A 12440-nucleotide genomic window follows, 5' to 3' on the forward strand; every position below is an offset into this window, starting at 1 on the left:
GGGGGGAATAACGTTGTGCGGTCAAGCTTGAATCGCCAGCCCGATACACTTCTCAAAAACCTGCTCCATAGGCCCCATGACGCCGTTATAAGCCGCGATATTGGCGTAGATCCACTCGTCCTTCTCAATCCCCCACCAACTGATTTCAAACCCGGCGTTCATGATCAGGTGTTCAAACAGGATGCGTTGCGCACGACCGTTGCCTTCGCGGAAGGGGTGTACGACGTTGATGTCGGAATAGGCCTCTGCCACAGCGACTATCAGCTCAACCCGCTCCATGCCCTCGAACCAGTTTGCCGCGGCCATGTTGGCGAAGATCTTATTGGCTTCCTTCTCCATGTACTCAGGTTGGCAGAACCGTGTGGCTTGTTTGGACATGCCAACGGTGCGCAGCTCTCCGGCCCATTCGAACAGGTCTGAAAAGAGGATTCGATGAATGTTTTGAAGGTAGGTCAGGCTGTAGGGAGGAGGGCTGAACTCGACGTTGTCCGCTGCGATGGCCGAGAGCTGTTGTTCGGCTTCGCTTAGGGTCGGTTCGTCTCGAATATCGAGTTTGTTGCGAAGGACGGTGGAGCCGGGATAGCAATAAGCGTCCTCGCCGACTCCATATTTGTCAGGCATCAGGTTCTGGTCTGGGTGAAGGCCTTCAAGACCTCTTCACGCGTTGGCATTTTGCGTTCGCCATCCGCGAAGGTCGTTTTGAAACCTTCCAGACGGAGGCTGGCCGCGTAGTTGGATCTACGCGTCCTGGCGGCATAGGCCTTTTTGGTTTCAAGGCTGACATTGCCCATGGGCTGGACCTCAAATCGCGCTGGTGGGCGGATTATAGCCCATCCCGTTGGCATGGCCTACGTCGCGCCTGGACGAATCAGGTTTGACGGTGCGAGGCCGCTTTCGGGCTGACTATTCCAGATTGTGAGCAGTCTTTGATAGCAAGCTCTGGCGCAGTAGATGGTTGATGACGGTTTGATATCCGGTGCCGACATTTTCAGCTCGCTCGCGAGCGGCCTTGATCACTTCATCATCAAGCATGATGGTGATGCGGGTTTTTCCTTTGCTGCTCGCAACGGGGCCACGCTTGGCCGTGCTGAACTCGTATTCTTCTTTCATAGGTCAGTTTCCAGATGCTGCGCCGTCATTTTCGACGCTATTGGTGCGCTGATTAGGGGCGCCTCACCATACGATGGATTTTTTGACCATGCCAAAGCGATGGGCGCTCATTCGTTTCGAGATTTGTCCCTGCAGTTCGTAGCTGCGCTGCTGAATCCATCGCCGGACACTCCCATCGGAAATTTCCCTCAAGACGCGTCGCTCTCCGCTGACTATCCACCCGATCACCCCGTGCGCTAAGTTCTCTCCGTCGCTGCAAATTCAGCGGCAGGGTGTGGAAGCCCTAATGCCTAGGATTTTTTTAATTAATCCTGAGATCGCCCTATGAAAAAAGGTACAGCTATTGCTTTAAATCTGTGTCCGCAAGGTACGCATCATCTCAACCTCATCCAATCTGTCCTCCATCAATTACCACCTCCTGCTCAACCTATGAATTCCGGCCCCGGATTCGGTCCTTTGTCAGTGCCGTTCCTATCTTCAACCAGCACTGACCTCCCATCCCCGCAGGAGTAACCCCTCATGTCCCGCTACATGCCCATCACCGGTATCGAAAACAATTTCCACGCGCTCCTGATCGACACAGAAGCGCCGCTGGACGTGCTGCACGACACCGCCGCTTACCGCATTGCCGCTGTCACCCAATTATTGGAAAACCTCGCCATGCGTTCCGACATCAGTACGGACGCCGTAATACTCCATGATTTCGCCCAAGTGCTTGCGATCCCCCTGCGTGATGGGTGTGATCTGCTGGATGTGATTGGGCGGCGATTGCAGGCACAGGTGTTGGCGTCGTAATGGAGGCGGGCGATCTCTTGAGGTCGCCTGCCTGACTCACCATCCCTTGCAGTCAGCGATTTGTGGGAGCCAGCTTGCTCGTAATGGTGCCGCGATTTGACGGGTGAAAGTTGGCCCTTGTGGCGAGGGAGCTTGCTCCCGCTTGAGTGCGAAGCACTCACAAAAAGGGGCTGCTCCGCAGCCCAGCGGGAGCAAGCTCCCTCGCCACAGTGAATCAAGCACAGTGAATCAAGCACAGTGAATCAAGCACAGTGAATCAAGCACAGTGAATCAAGCACAGTGAATCAAGCACAGTGAATCAAGCCACAATGAATCAAGCCTGTATCCATCAAACCGCCTTGGTGTGATTGCCTAGCCCGCGCAACGCCGCGATGTCCCGCTTGGGCGGTGCACCAAACAAGCGGGCATATTCGCGGCTGAACTGGGAAGGGCTTTCATAACCCACTTTGAAGGCCGCGCTCGCCACGTCCACTTGCTCGTTGAGCATCAAGCGTTTTGCTTCGTTCAACCGCAGCCACTTCTGGTATTGCAGCGGGCTCATCGCGGTGAGCTGGCGGAAGTGGTGGTGAAACGTCGGCGCGCTCATTTGAACCCGTGCCGCGAGGTCGTCTACGCGCACGGGCGCGGTGTAGTTCAACTTCAACCAATCGATGGCCTTGGCGATTCGGTAACCCTGGCTATCGACCGAGGCGATCTGCCGCAGCCGGATAGCCTGGTCGCTGAGCAGCAGCCGATAGTGGATCTCGCGCTGGATCAACGGCGCCAGTATGGGGATCGCTTCGGGTTCTTCCAGCAATGCCAGCAGGCGTGCGAACGGCGCCAAAAGGTCGGGCGTCGCGGTGCCGATGCCCGCGCCAATCCCGACCGCTCGATCACGCGGGGGCGACAGGCTGCCTTGGGCGATCAGGTCGGCCACCATGCGTAAGTCGAGCCTCAGGACCAGGCCCAGGCAGGGTTGTTCGGGGCTTGCCTGCAGCACTTCAGAATTGGCCGGGATGTCCAGGGATGTCATAAGGAACCGCCCGGTGTCGTAGCCATAGGCCTCGCCACCGATCCAGACCTGCTTCTCGCCTTGGGCCACCAGCACGATGCTCGGCTCGATCATACAAATCACCGGCGGTGCCGGGGCTTCACGTCGGAAGAAGGCGAGGCCGGGAATGGGCGTCTCGACGTCGCCCGGGTGTGGGGTCCAGGCGCCGATGACGGCGGTCAATGTCTCTTGTACGGATCTGCGTTGGGTGGCCATGTCGGCTCCGGGTGTCGTCTCGGCTCAAGCGCTATAGGCAGGACATTAACGCGCTAAGCGAAGCACTGCCTATGTGCGCGGGAACAACGCCTAGGATCAGGCAAGAATCTCATCGGTATGCACTACCTGCGCATTGACCTCGGCGATGAAGATAGCGGGCACGGAATAGGTGAACGCCGCCATTCAAAACGGTGGGAGCGAGCTTGCTCGCGATAGCGGTCTGCCTGGGGCGGTGGTGTGAATGTGCCGCCGTCATCGCGAGCAGGCTCGCTCCCACAGGTTCATCAAGAAATACAGGATTGTCATCAATGACTAATAACCCATTGTCACAAGAGCCGCCTGCCTGGGGCGCGGTATTTGCCATGGCCCTCGCCGCGTTCGTGCTGGTGGCCTCGGAGTTCATGCCAGTCAGCTTGCTGACGCCGGTGGCAGCCGATCTTCAGATCAGCGAAGGGCAGGCCGGTCAAGGCATTGCCGTCTCTGGCGCCTTTGCCCTGATCACCAGTCTGTTCATCGCCTCGATTGCCGCCCGGGTCGACCGCAAATGGCTCCTGCTGGGACTGACCTTGCTGATGATCGTTTCAGGTACCGTGGTGGCGTTCGCGCCAAACTACGCGGTATTCATGGTCGGCCGTGCGTTGATCGGCGTGGCGATTGGCGGCTTCTGGTCGCTGTCGGCGGCCACGGCCATGCGGCTCGTGCCGGAAGATAGCGTCCCGCAAGCGCTGGCCATCGTTAACGGCGGCAACGCCTTGGCGACGGTGGTCGCGGCGCCGCTGGGCAGTCTCCTCGGGGCGATTATTGGCTGGCGTGGCGCGTTTTTCTGCATCGTGCCTGTTGCTGCCATCGCCCTGGTCTGGCTGCTGTTACGCCTGCCCGCCATGCCTTCGCAGGCGAAGCGGGGCAGCACCAACGCCTTCAAGTTGATGGCCCGGACACCGGTCGCGCTGGGGATGCTGGCGGTCAGCACGTTTTTCATGGGTCAGTTCATGCTGTTCACCTACCTGCGACCGTTCCTCGAGTCGGTGACACAAGTGAGCGTATCCACGCTGTCCTTCATGCTGCTGGTGATCGGTGTGGCGGGGCTGCTGGGCACTTTCCTGATCGGCGCCTGCTTGAAAAACAACCTCTATCGAACGCTCATCGTCATTCCTCTGCTGATGGCCGCGATTGCCATGGCCCTGGTGGGGTTCGGCGGGTCGGTGACGGTCACGACGCTCTTGCTCGGCCTGTGGGGCCTGGCGGCCACGGCTGCGCCCGTCGGCTGGTGGACCTGGCTTTCGCGAACGCTGCCGGAAGATGCCGAAGCCGGCGGCGGCCTGATGGTGGCGATCGTCCAACTTGCCATCGCCGGGGGCGCGACCGTGGGTGGCGTTCTGTTTGATCTGAATGGCTATCGCGCGACGTTCGAAACCAGTGCGGCCGTGTTGGGGATGGCCGCGGTGCTGACGGTGCTGGCTGCTCGTTCAGCGGTCCGAGAACCTTCGTCGATTTCGGATACGGCCTGTTATGGCGCGGCGGATTGAGGCCAGTCCTGTAAGCCAAGAGAGGGCGACCGTTGGGCGCCTGAGCTTGGTGGCACATTGATGGCTTGTTATGCTCGGGGTCTGTTTATCCAGCATGTTGGTTGATTGTGACTACCGAGCGACTTTCCCAATTAGAGCAAGCCCTGATGGCTGTGATCGCCGCCGCCGGGAAGATGGGCATCAGCAGCGATGAATTGTGCGCACACGCTGTGGGCGGGCTGATATCCGATCCGTACTGGGGCTGGGCAGATGCCCAATATACGCAAGGTGCGGCTGACGAAATCGACAATGCCTTGAATAAACTTGTGGGAAGACCGGCGCAAGCATTGACGCTACTGGTTCCCGGGCCCGACTCAACGCTTGAATCAGCGCCGCGATGAAAACGGGTGAACTCTAGGGTTAGTGCCTATCCGTTAAGCAGCAAACGGCATAAATCCTGTGGGAGCAAGCTTTGCTCCCACAGGATTACTGCTTAGCTGACTGGCATTAACCTCAAGAGTCGCCCATTTGCGTTAAAGGCCGAGGCCTTCTTCTATCAGCGAGAGCAAAGTGTCCTCGTCCAGAATGATAGGATCAGGACGCGGTTGCCCGGCCGATCGCAGGGCTTGGAGATGCCAAAGCGATTCGCCATGCTCACCGAGTGTGCGCACGATACAGTGCTCCTGCCCCTTCATATGAACTTCAATGCAGCCCTCGCCCTGGGGCGAAAAACGCGCAATCGGGTCGAATGAAATGCGGCTATGATTGCCTTCGATCACCAGTTGATCGATCGCGTAGTTGTACGTCGAACCATTGGAATGACTTTCAAATACGTGGGTGGGATTGCGCCGAATATCCAGGCCGGCCTCGCACACGGGCGCCAGCCAGCTTTCGATCTGGCGATACAGCTCATAGACCTGGGCGGGCCAGTGCTCGATTGCCAGGTCGGCACAATTGTCGGTATCCGCGCGGGTCTGCTGGGTTTTCCTCAGTTTGGCCGCTAGCTCGTCTGCCTTGCTCATGTCGATTCCCTGTCGTGATGATAGGTTGAGCTTAACTGATGGGCTGGGGGGGGCGTTTGCGCTGGGTCATGGGCTGGTGAGTTGTTGAGTTTTTTGGCGGCAATGCCGATCACTGAGACACTGACGAGGAAGCCAGTCATGCAAATGAGAACACTCAGCAATAACCACCTGGGCCCCCTGCGCGATGCGCTTACCTTGGCCGGCCTACCCGTGGACGACCTGACGTATCCTGGCCGACAGTTCTTCAGCTTCAGCCACCAAGGCGTTGAAGTGGCGTTTGCCGGCATAGAAGGAGAGGGGGGCCGAGCGGTTGCTGCGCTCGCTGGTTGTGCTTGAGGGACTGCGAGGCAAGGGCACTGGTGCGGCGGTGCTGGCCGCTATCGAAGCGTTTGCAAAACGCGAGGGGGCAGAGCGGCTCCACCTGTTGACCGAGAGCGCCGCCGCGTTTTTTACCGGCCAGGGCTATCAGCCGGGGGACCGCTCGCTGGCGCCCGCTTCGATCAGCGCGACGGCCCAGTTCAAGACCTTGTGTCCGGCTTCGGCGACGTACCTGAGCAAGCGCCTCGTCTAGTGGCCTGTGTGGCTAATTCGTGCACTCAACTTCGGCGCCAGAACTTGCCAGTCTGCGTTGCCATTCCTCGCCGTAGCGGGCTACGACTCGTCATGGCGCCTTGCCTGGCAAGCCCTGGCACTCGAATTTGAGTACTCGAATTAACCGTACAGGCCACTAGCGCAGCAAATGCACCGACAGCCCGGCCAGGCCGCACGCCAGCAAGACCTGGATCACCCCGCGCTTGTAGCGAAACAGCGCAATGGCCGCGGCGATTGCGATGATTGCCGACGGCCAGTCCAGGGCACCTGCAAAACCGTTGGGCCAAAGCACGTGGTAACCGAAGAAGCACGCCAGGTTAAGGATCACTCCGACCACCGCTGCGGTAATCGCCGTCAGCGGCGCGGTGAATTTCAATGCGTTGTGGGTCGATTCCACCAGCGGGCCGCCGGCCAGGATGAACAGGAACGAGGGCAGGAACGTAAACCAGGTCACCAGTGTGGCCGCGACGGCCCCGGCGAGAAAGGCCTGCTCGGGGCCGAACACCTGCATCACGTAGCCGCCGACGAAGCCGACGAAGGCCACGACCATGATCAGCGGCCCGGGGGTGGTTTCGCCCAGGGCCAGGCCGTCGATCATTTGTGTCGGGGTCAGCCAGCCGAAGTGTCCGACGGCGCCCTGATAGACGTAGGGCAAAACCGCATAGGCGCCGCCGAAGGTCAGCAAGGCGGCCTTGGTAAAGAACCAGGCCATTTGCGTCAATGTGCCGTCCCAGCCGAACAAGGCGGTCAGCAGGCCCATTGGCAGTGTCCACAGCAGGGCGCCGATAACAGCCAGCCGGGCCAATCGTGCGGTGCTGAACCGGGCATGGTCCGGGGTTGGCGTGTCGTCGTCGATCAAGGCGGGGCCGAAGGATTTGTGCTGGGTAGCGTGACCGCCCAGGCTGAATTTATCCGGTGCCCAGCGACCGCCGAAATAACCGACGGTAGCCGCACCCACTACGATCAACGGGAAGGGGAGATCAAAGGCAAAGATCGCGGTGAACGATGCCGCCGCGATCGCCCACAGCCAATTGTTCTTGAGCGCGCGGGAGCCGATCCGGTGGGCGGCATGCACCACGATGGCCGTCACAGCCGGCTTGATCCCATAGAAAATACCCGCCACCACTGGCACTTCGCCAAAGGCGATGTACAACCACGACAACGCGATGAGAATGAACAGTGACGGTAGTACGAACAACGCCCCGGCGATCACGCCGCCCCAGCTTCGGTGCATCAGCCAGCCGAGGTAGGTCGCCAGTTGTTGGGCCTCGGGCCCAGGCAGCAACATGCAGTAGTTGAGGGCATGCAGGAAGCGCCGTTCGGAAATCCAGCGCCGACGTTCCACCAGCTCCTGGTGCATGATCGAGATCTGCCCCGCCGGGCCGCCGAAACTGATGAAACCCAGTTTGAGCCAGAACCAGAAAGCCTCGCGCAGGCTGACGGTGCCGGGTCGGGTCAGGGGGTGTTCGTCATCGTTTCGGGTCGATTTGCTCATGGGCGACGGGCACTTGGAAGTCGAAGGCGAGCATACGTTATGGGGCGTTACGCAATTTAGATAGCCCCCAGGAAAGTTTGCTTGTAAACACGGGACGTCCTCATTCAGGAAATACGCGTTTCAGCCGGCTGGCGTGCGGCGTTTTGGATCCACTCCAGCCACCCATCGGCTCCTTTGCACAGGCAAATTGCCGCCTCACAAACGGTAGGCTAAGCTCACGAATATTAAGGGTTATGAGCGAATTTGCTCATGCTTTTGCCCTCTTCAGGAACTCGCTTGCCTATCTCCATCTACGATCCTTTCCATACCCCTGCCGGCGCCCTGAAACGCCTGCCGTTGCTCAAGGCCGCGGTGACGTTTATCGCGGCGGTGTGCCTGTGCCTGTGCGGTTTGCTTTTTCTACAGTTGGAGCAGTCCCGTCGCCACGATCTGGAGTCGGCCCGCATCGCCTCGGCCACCCTTACCCGGGCCATGGCCCAGCAGGCCCAGGACACCTTCCTCCAGGCCGATCTGGTCCTGGCCAGCCTGGCAGATTGGATCCAGATCGATGGGTTCGGCCCTGCGGTATTGCCACGCTTGCAACAAACCCTTGCCCGCCGCGTGCAATCGCTCGAGCAGTTGCATGGTCTGTTCCTGTTCGACAAGCACGGTCAGTGGATCACGACTTCCTTCGACTACCTGCACAGGGGCGCAGGGGTGGCGGATCGAGAGTATTTCGTTTTCCACCAACAGAACGCCTCCCTGATCGCCCATATCGGCCCGGCGGTTCGCAGCCGGCAAAACGGCGACTGGATCATTCCGGTTTCCCGGCGCCTGAATGATCGAGACGGCAATTTCCAGGGCGTGTTGATGGCCGGCATCAAGATGTCCTACTTCGACCGGTTCTTTAAAAGCTTCAGCCTGGATGAGCAAGGCGAGATGGCCCTGGCTTTGTCTGACGGGACACTGTTGGCCCGTCGCCCCTTCGATGAGGCGCGAATCGGCCGTCCGTTGGACGAGGAGCCTATCTACAACCATGCCCTGACCGGCGGGATGTCTGGCGATGCAACCATCCGCTCAACCGTCGACGGCGTCATCAGGTTATATGGGCACCAACATTTGCAGGCTTATCCGCTGGTGGTTACCGCCGCGATGTCTGAAGAGTCGATTCTCGCGGGCTGGCACGACCGGGCTTTTCAATCCAGTCTCATCGTGGGCTTGGTGGTCCTGGGCATTTGCTTGTTCGGCTGGGTATTCGTGCGCCAGGTCCGTAACAGCGAAAAGATCGAAGCGAACTTACGCAAGGCCCAGGAAGCCTTGGAACTGATCGCCACTCACGACAGCCTCACCGGGCTGGCGAACCGGCGGTTGTTCGAGCGGGCCCTGGATCTCGAGTTTGGCCGGGGCGCCCGTCAGCGCAGCCCCTTGAGCCTGATCATGCTCGACATCGATTTTTTCAAGCACTACAACGACGCCTATGGGCACGTGGCCGGGGATCATTGCCTGGCGGAAGTGGCCAAGGTGCTCAAGAGTTGTTGCCATCGCAAGGCCGACCTGGCGGTACGTTATGGCGGCGAAGAGTTTGCGGTGCTGTTGCCTGACACCAATCTTTCGGGGGCCATGGCGATGGCCGAGCAGATCCGGCGCAGCGTCATCGACAAGCACATCACCCATTCCGGTTCCCCGACCGGCTACCTCACGGTGAGCCTGGGCTGCTATGCCTTTGTGCCCAGCAGCCTGGACAGCATCGAAGTCTTCATCCAGCGCGCCGATGCGGCGCTTTACCAGGCCAAGCACAACGGCCGCAACCGAGTGGCGGTGTTATCGACCGAACGCGGGTTCGACAGCTTGGCGCGCTCGGATCGTTGAGATCGGTTTGAATCATCGGCAGCTTGCCACGGTCAACTATTCAGGCATCGCGCGGGCGGGTCTCAGGCAGCGTGTAGGCTCTTTCGCAAAATACCGTGGGCTCGCCAACTGATCGAGCAGTGGCGGCTAAGGTTAGGAGCGACTGGTCTCGGTCCGCACCTTTCCGGGCACCGAGGCCAGCGTTGACAGGATAGGAGCAGGTCAATGGATTACACTGCCGATACCCCTTCAGGCACCGCACGTCATACACCCATTACCCATCGCCTGGTCGTGGCCGTCGCGGGACTGTTTGTCCTGGGCGTCTTGGTGGCGATCGCCGCGCTGTTCAACATCGCGCAAAAGCTGGACGCGGAGGACGTGCACAAGACGCACTTCTATATCGAGCGCGCCCTCGAGAATCGCATCACCGCTTCGAAGAACTACATCGCCAGTTATGCCTACTGGACCACGGCCTACGAACGCCTCAACGGTGAAGTCGATGTGCAATGGGCCTACGCCGAACAGAACATGGGCAAGACCCTGTTTACCAATGACGAATACGAAGGCGTGTTTGTCATCGATCGGCGACGCACTAAATATGCTGTGGTGCGTGGACGCAATGTCCAGGATGACGCCTCGGTATATATGGACACGCCGCTGGCAGAGCTGGTGGACCAGCTCCAGGCACAGCCCGACCTGACCCGGTCGACGATCCGCTACACATTGTTCGAGGGCTGGCCGGCCGTTGTCACTGCGTCGGTGATCCTGCCCAACGACGAAAGGCCCCAGGTCGAGGCCAAAGGCACCTCGGTGTTGCTGTTCGTCGACCAACTGACGCCCGTCAAGCTGCGCAAGATGGGCAAGAGTTATGGCCTCACCGACTTGAATCTCAAGAAAGACACCGAGCTCGAGCCCGGCCAGCCAGCCGTGCCACTGGACAGTACCGGCTATAGCCTGGTGTCCCGACTCGAGCGCCCGGGCCAGCAATTGCTCTGGTCCCTGGTGCCGCCGTTGGGGGCCGCGCTGTTGATCCTGGCCCTGCTGACCGCGTACTTTTTTCGTTATGCGTTGCGCACGGCACGGCATGTGGACGCCAGTTACGACAGTCTGGAAAGATCCGCGCGCGCCCTTGAGGCCAGCGAGGAGCGCTTCCGGGCCGTGGCCGAGGCGGCTTCCGACTGGATCTGGGAAATCGACGGGCAGCAGCGCATCACTTATCTGTCGGCGCGCTTCAATACAGTCACCGGGTTTTCCGACCAGCAATGGCTGGGGCAGGACATCGAGCAACTGCTGTATTGCGACACCACGCCGATTGCCCTTTGGTTAGGCAAGCTGACGGAGGAGCAGAGCACCAGCAACTTGCGCTGCTCCTACCGCGATCATTCCGGGCAATTGCGTTTCTGTCGCGTGTCGGCGCGCCCGATCTACACCAAGGCCGAAGTGGTGGGCTATCGCGGTACGGCCAGTGACATCACCGATGAAGTGGCGGCCCATGCCCAGGTCCAGCATCTGTCGATGCACGATGCGCTGACCGGTTTGCCGAACCGCAACAAGCTGGCGCGGTACCTGGATGACGCGCTGGTGGCCAAGGAGCATGCCGCCCCCCTGACAGTGTTGATGGTGGACTTGGACAACTTCAAACCGATCAACGATTCCCTTGGCCACCCGGCCGGCGACGCGGTGTTACTGGAGGTGGCTCAGCGGCTGCGCGGCAGCACCCGCGAGCAAGACCTGGTGGCGCGGTTGGGGGGCGACGAGTTCGTGGTGGTGCTCAACGGCATGGAGCACACCACGGAGATCGATCGATTCTGTGAGCGGCTGATCGACAGCCTGCAACAGCCGATCCTCTACGAAACCCATTCGCTGCACATCGGTGCCAGCATCGGCATTGCGGTCAGTCGCCGTCAGGGTTATGTGCCCGGTGAGCTGATCCGCTGCGCCGACATTGCCTTGTACCAGGCCAAGTCCGAAGGCAAGAGAACCTGGTGCTATTTCGCCTCGCAAATGAACGATCAGATCCAGCACCGTCGCCAACTGGAAAGCGACCTGCGCCAGGCCGTGAAGAAAAATGAATTCGTCCTGCATTTCCAGCCGCGCTATACCGTTGATGGCAAGGATATCGTGGCGGTCGAGGCGTTGGTTCGCTGGCAGCATCCGACGCAAGGCTTGTTGGGCCCCGATGCCTTTATTCCGTTGGCCGAGCAAACCGACCTGATTGTCCCGCTTTCCCGTTGGGTGTTGCGTGAGGCCTGCGAAACCGCGCTGACCTGGCCGGGGGAATTGATGGTTTCGGTCAATCTGTCACCAGCGCAGTTCGAGCGCAGCGACGTGGTGGAGGATGTGCGACAGGTGTTGATCGAAACCCGTTTCCCGGCGAGTCGCCTGGAGCTCGAGATCACCGAAAACGTGATGCTCAACGACGTCGACGGCGCCCTGCAGGTCATGAACGCCCTGAAGGAGCTGGGCGTGCGCTTGAACATGGATGACTTCGGTACCGGTTATTCGTCCCTGGGTTACCTGCGCACCTATCCATTCGACGGCATCAAGATCGACAAGCGCTTCATCGCCTCCATGAGCAACAGTAGCAACGACCGCGCCGTGGTGCAGGCGATCATCAACCTGGGCAAGGCCATGGGGCTGACGGTCACTGCCGAAGGCGTGGAAACCCTGGCCCAGCTCGGCTCATTGGGCACTGACCAATGCCACGAGGTACAAGGCTATTTCCTCAGCCGGCCGATCGACAAACAGGCTTTTGCGCAGTTGCTGGAGAACGGCCGGCCCTTACCGAAAACCGGCTCTTGAAGACCCGTTGCAACCACCGCGACGGGTTGACGGTCACAGCCAGTAAC

Annotated in this window: 11 protein-coding genes and 1 pseudogene; 6 read left to right on the forward strand and 6 right to left on the reverse strand. The window is 59.9% G+C overall.

The window, feature by feature from the left end; genetic code table 11:
- Positions 1-21: 21 nt before the first annotated feature.
- The 3 genes and pseudogenes from J3361_RS00345 to J3361_RS00355 form a co-directional block, all read right to left on the reverse strand.
- Positions 22-621, reverse strand: coding sequence for a putative adenosine monophosphate-protein transferase Fic (locus tag J3361_RS00345; RefSeq protein ID WP_207961345.1), 600 nt, complete (start codon positions 619-621; stop codon positions 22-24).
- Entirely contained in the window at positions 621-791 is a 171-nt protein-coding gene (locus tag J3361_RS00350) for a YhfG family protein (protein ID WP_003199786.1), read from the reverse strand. The genes J3361_RS00345 and J3361_RS00350 overlap by 1 nt, the downstream gene beginning before the upstream one ends.
- A 136-nt stretch (positions 792-927) precedes the next feature.
- A pseudogene (locus tag J3361_RS00355) lies at positions 928-1110 on the reverse strand (BrnA antitoxin family protein); the annotation flags it as partial.
- 519 nt (positions 1111-1629) lie between these two features.
- On the opposite strand from J3361_RS00355, the gene J3361_RS00360 reads away from it, so the two are divergent.
- Positions 1630-1905: a hypothetical protein gene (locus J3361_RS00360; protein ID WP_013692639.1), complete on the forward strand. Its 276-nt coding sequence runs from the start codon at positions 1630-1632 to the stop codon at positions 1903-1905.
- Positions 1906-2233: 328 nt separating this feature from the next.
- On the opposite strand, the gene J3361_RS00365 is transcribed toward J3361_RS00360, so the two are convergent.
- The gene (locus J3361_RS00365; protein WP_207961349.1) at positions 2234-3151 is read right to left on the reverse strand and encodes an AraC family transcriptional regulator; all 918 of its coding nucleotides are present in this window, start codon (positions 3149-3151) and stop codon (positions 2234-2236) included.
- 308 nt (positions 3152-3459) lie between these two features.
- On the opposite strand from J3361_RS00365, the gene J3361_RS00370 reads away from it, so the two are divergent.
- Together J3361_RS00370 and J3361_RS00375 are read left to right on the forward strand one after the other, a co-directional pair.
- The gene (locus tag J3361_RS00370) at positions 3460-4677 is read left to right on the forward strand and encodes an MFS transporter (protein WP_207961351.1); all 1218 of its coding nucleotides are present in this window, start codon (positions 3460-3462) and stop codon (positions 4675-4677) included.
- Positions 4678-4823: 146 nt separating this feature from the next.
- Positions 4824-5057 (forward strand): hypothetical protein, encoded by a 234-nt coding sequence (locus J3361_RS00375; RefSeq protein WP_207961353.1) that lies wholly within the window; start codon positions 4824-4826, stop codon positions 5055-5057.
- Positions 5058-5189: 132 nt separating this feature from the next.
- Here the strand turns inward: J3361_RS00375 and J3361_RS00380 are convergent, their stop codons facing one another.
- Positions 5190-5678 (reverse strand): hypothetical protein, encoded by a 489-nt coding sequence (locus J3361_RS00380; protein ID WP_207961355.1) that lies wholly within the window; start codon positions 5676-5678, stop codon positions 5190-5192.
- A 310-nt stretch (positions 5679-5988) separates the two neighbouring features.
- Between J3361_RS00380 and J3361_RS29365 the strand changes: the two genes are divergently transcribed.
- A complete protein-coding gene (locus tag J3361_RS29365; protein WP_243458686.1) occupies positions 5989-6249 on the forward strand; it encodes a GNAT family N-acetyltransferase in 261 nt (86 codons plus the stop codon).
- Positions 6250-6405: 156 nt separating this feature from the next.
- Here J3361_RS29365 and chrA read toward each other — a convergent pair whose 3' ends face one another.
- Entirely contained in the window at positions 6406-7764 is a 1359-nt protein-coding gene (gene chrA, locus J3361_RS00390) for a chromate efflux transporter (protein ID WP_207961358.1), read from the reverse strand.
- Between the two features lie 276 nt (positions 7765-8040).
- Here chrA and J3361_RS00395 point away from each other — a divergent pair, with 276 nt between their 5' ends.
- Together J3361_RS00395 and J3361_RS00400 are read left to right on the forward strand one after the other, a co-directional pair.
- On the forward strand, positions 8041-9612 hold the full coding sequence (locus J3361_RS00395) for a GGDEF domain-containing protein (protein ID WP_207961360.1): 1572 nt from the start codon (positions 8041-8043) through the stop codon (positions 9610-9612).
- Between the two features lie 204 nt (positions 9613-9816).
- Positions 9817-12393 carry an EAL domain-containing protein gene (locus J3361_RS00400; protein ID WP_207961362.1) on the forward strand — a complete coding sequence of 859 codons (2577 nt, stop codon included), beginning with the start codon at positions 9817-9819 and terminating at the stop codon, positions 12391-12393.
- The last annotated feature ends 47 nt before the right edge of the window (positions 12394-12440 follow it).

The sequence above is a fragment of the Pseudomonas sp. OA65 genome, from assembly GCF_017498305.1.
In the GTDB taxonomy this organism is placed as follows: domain Bacteria; phylum Pseudomonadota; class Gammaproteobacteria; order Pseudomonadales; family Pseudomonadaceae; genus Aquipseudomonas; species Aquipseudomonas zanjanensis.

Excerpts from the sequence above, each read along its gene's own strand:
- J3361_RS00345 (WP_207961345.1), bottom strand. The coding sequence starts at position 621 with ATGCCTGACAAATATGGAGTCGGCGAGGACGCTTATTGCTATCCCGGC.
- J3361_RS00350 (WP_003199786.1), bottom strand. The coding sequence starts at position 791 with ATGGGCAATGTCAGCCTTGAAACCAAAAAGGCCTATGCCGCCAGGACG.
- J3361_RS00360 (WP_013692639.1), top strand. The coding sequence starts at position 1,630 with ATGTCCCGCTACATGCCCATCACCGGTATCGAAAACAATTTCCACGCG.
- J3361_RS00365 (WP_207961349.1), bottom strand. The coding sequence starts at position 3,151 with ATGGCCACCCAACGCAGATCCGTACAAGAGACATTGACCGCCGTCATC.
- J3361_RS00370 (WP_207961351.1), top strand. The coding sequence starts at position 3,460 with ATGACTAATAACCCATTGTCACAAGAGCCGCCTGCCTGGGGCGCGGTA.
- J3361_RS00375 (WP_207961353.1), top strand. The coding sequence starts at position 4,824 with ATGGCTGTGATCGCCGCCGCCGGGAAGATGGGCATCAGCAGCGATGAA.
- J3361_RS00380 (WP_207961355.1), bottom strand. The coding sequence starts at position 5,678 with ATGAGCAAGGCAGACGAGCTAGCGGCCAAACTGAGGAAAACCCAGCAG.
- chrA (WP_207961358.1), bottom strand. The coding sequence starts at position 7,764 with ATGAGCAAATCGACCCGAAACGATGACGAACACCCCCTGACCCGACCC.
- J3361_RS00400 (WP_207961362.1), top strand. The coding sequence starts at position 9,817 with ATGGATTACACTGCCGATACCCCTTCAGGCACCGCACGTCATACACCC.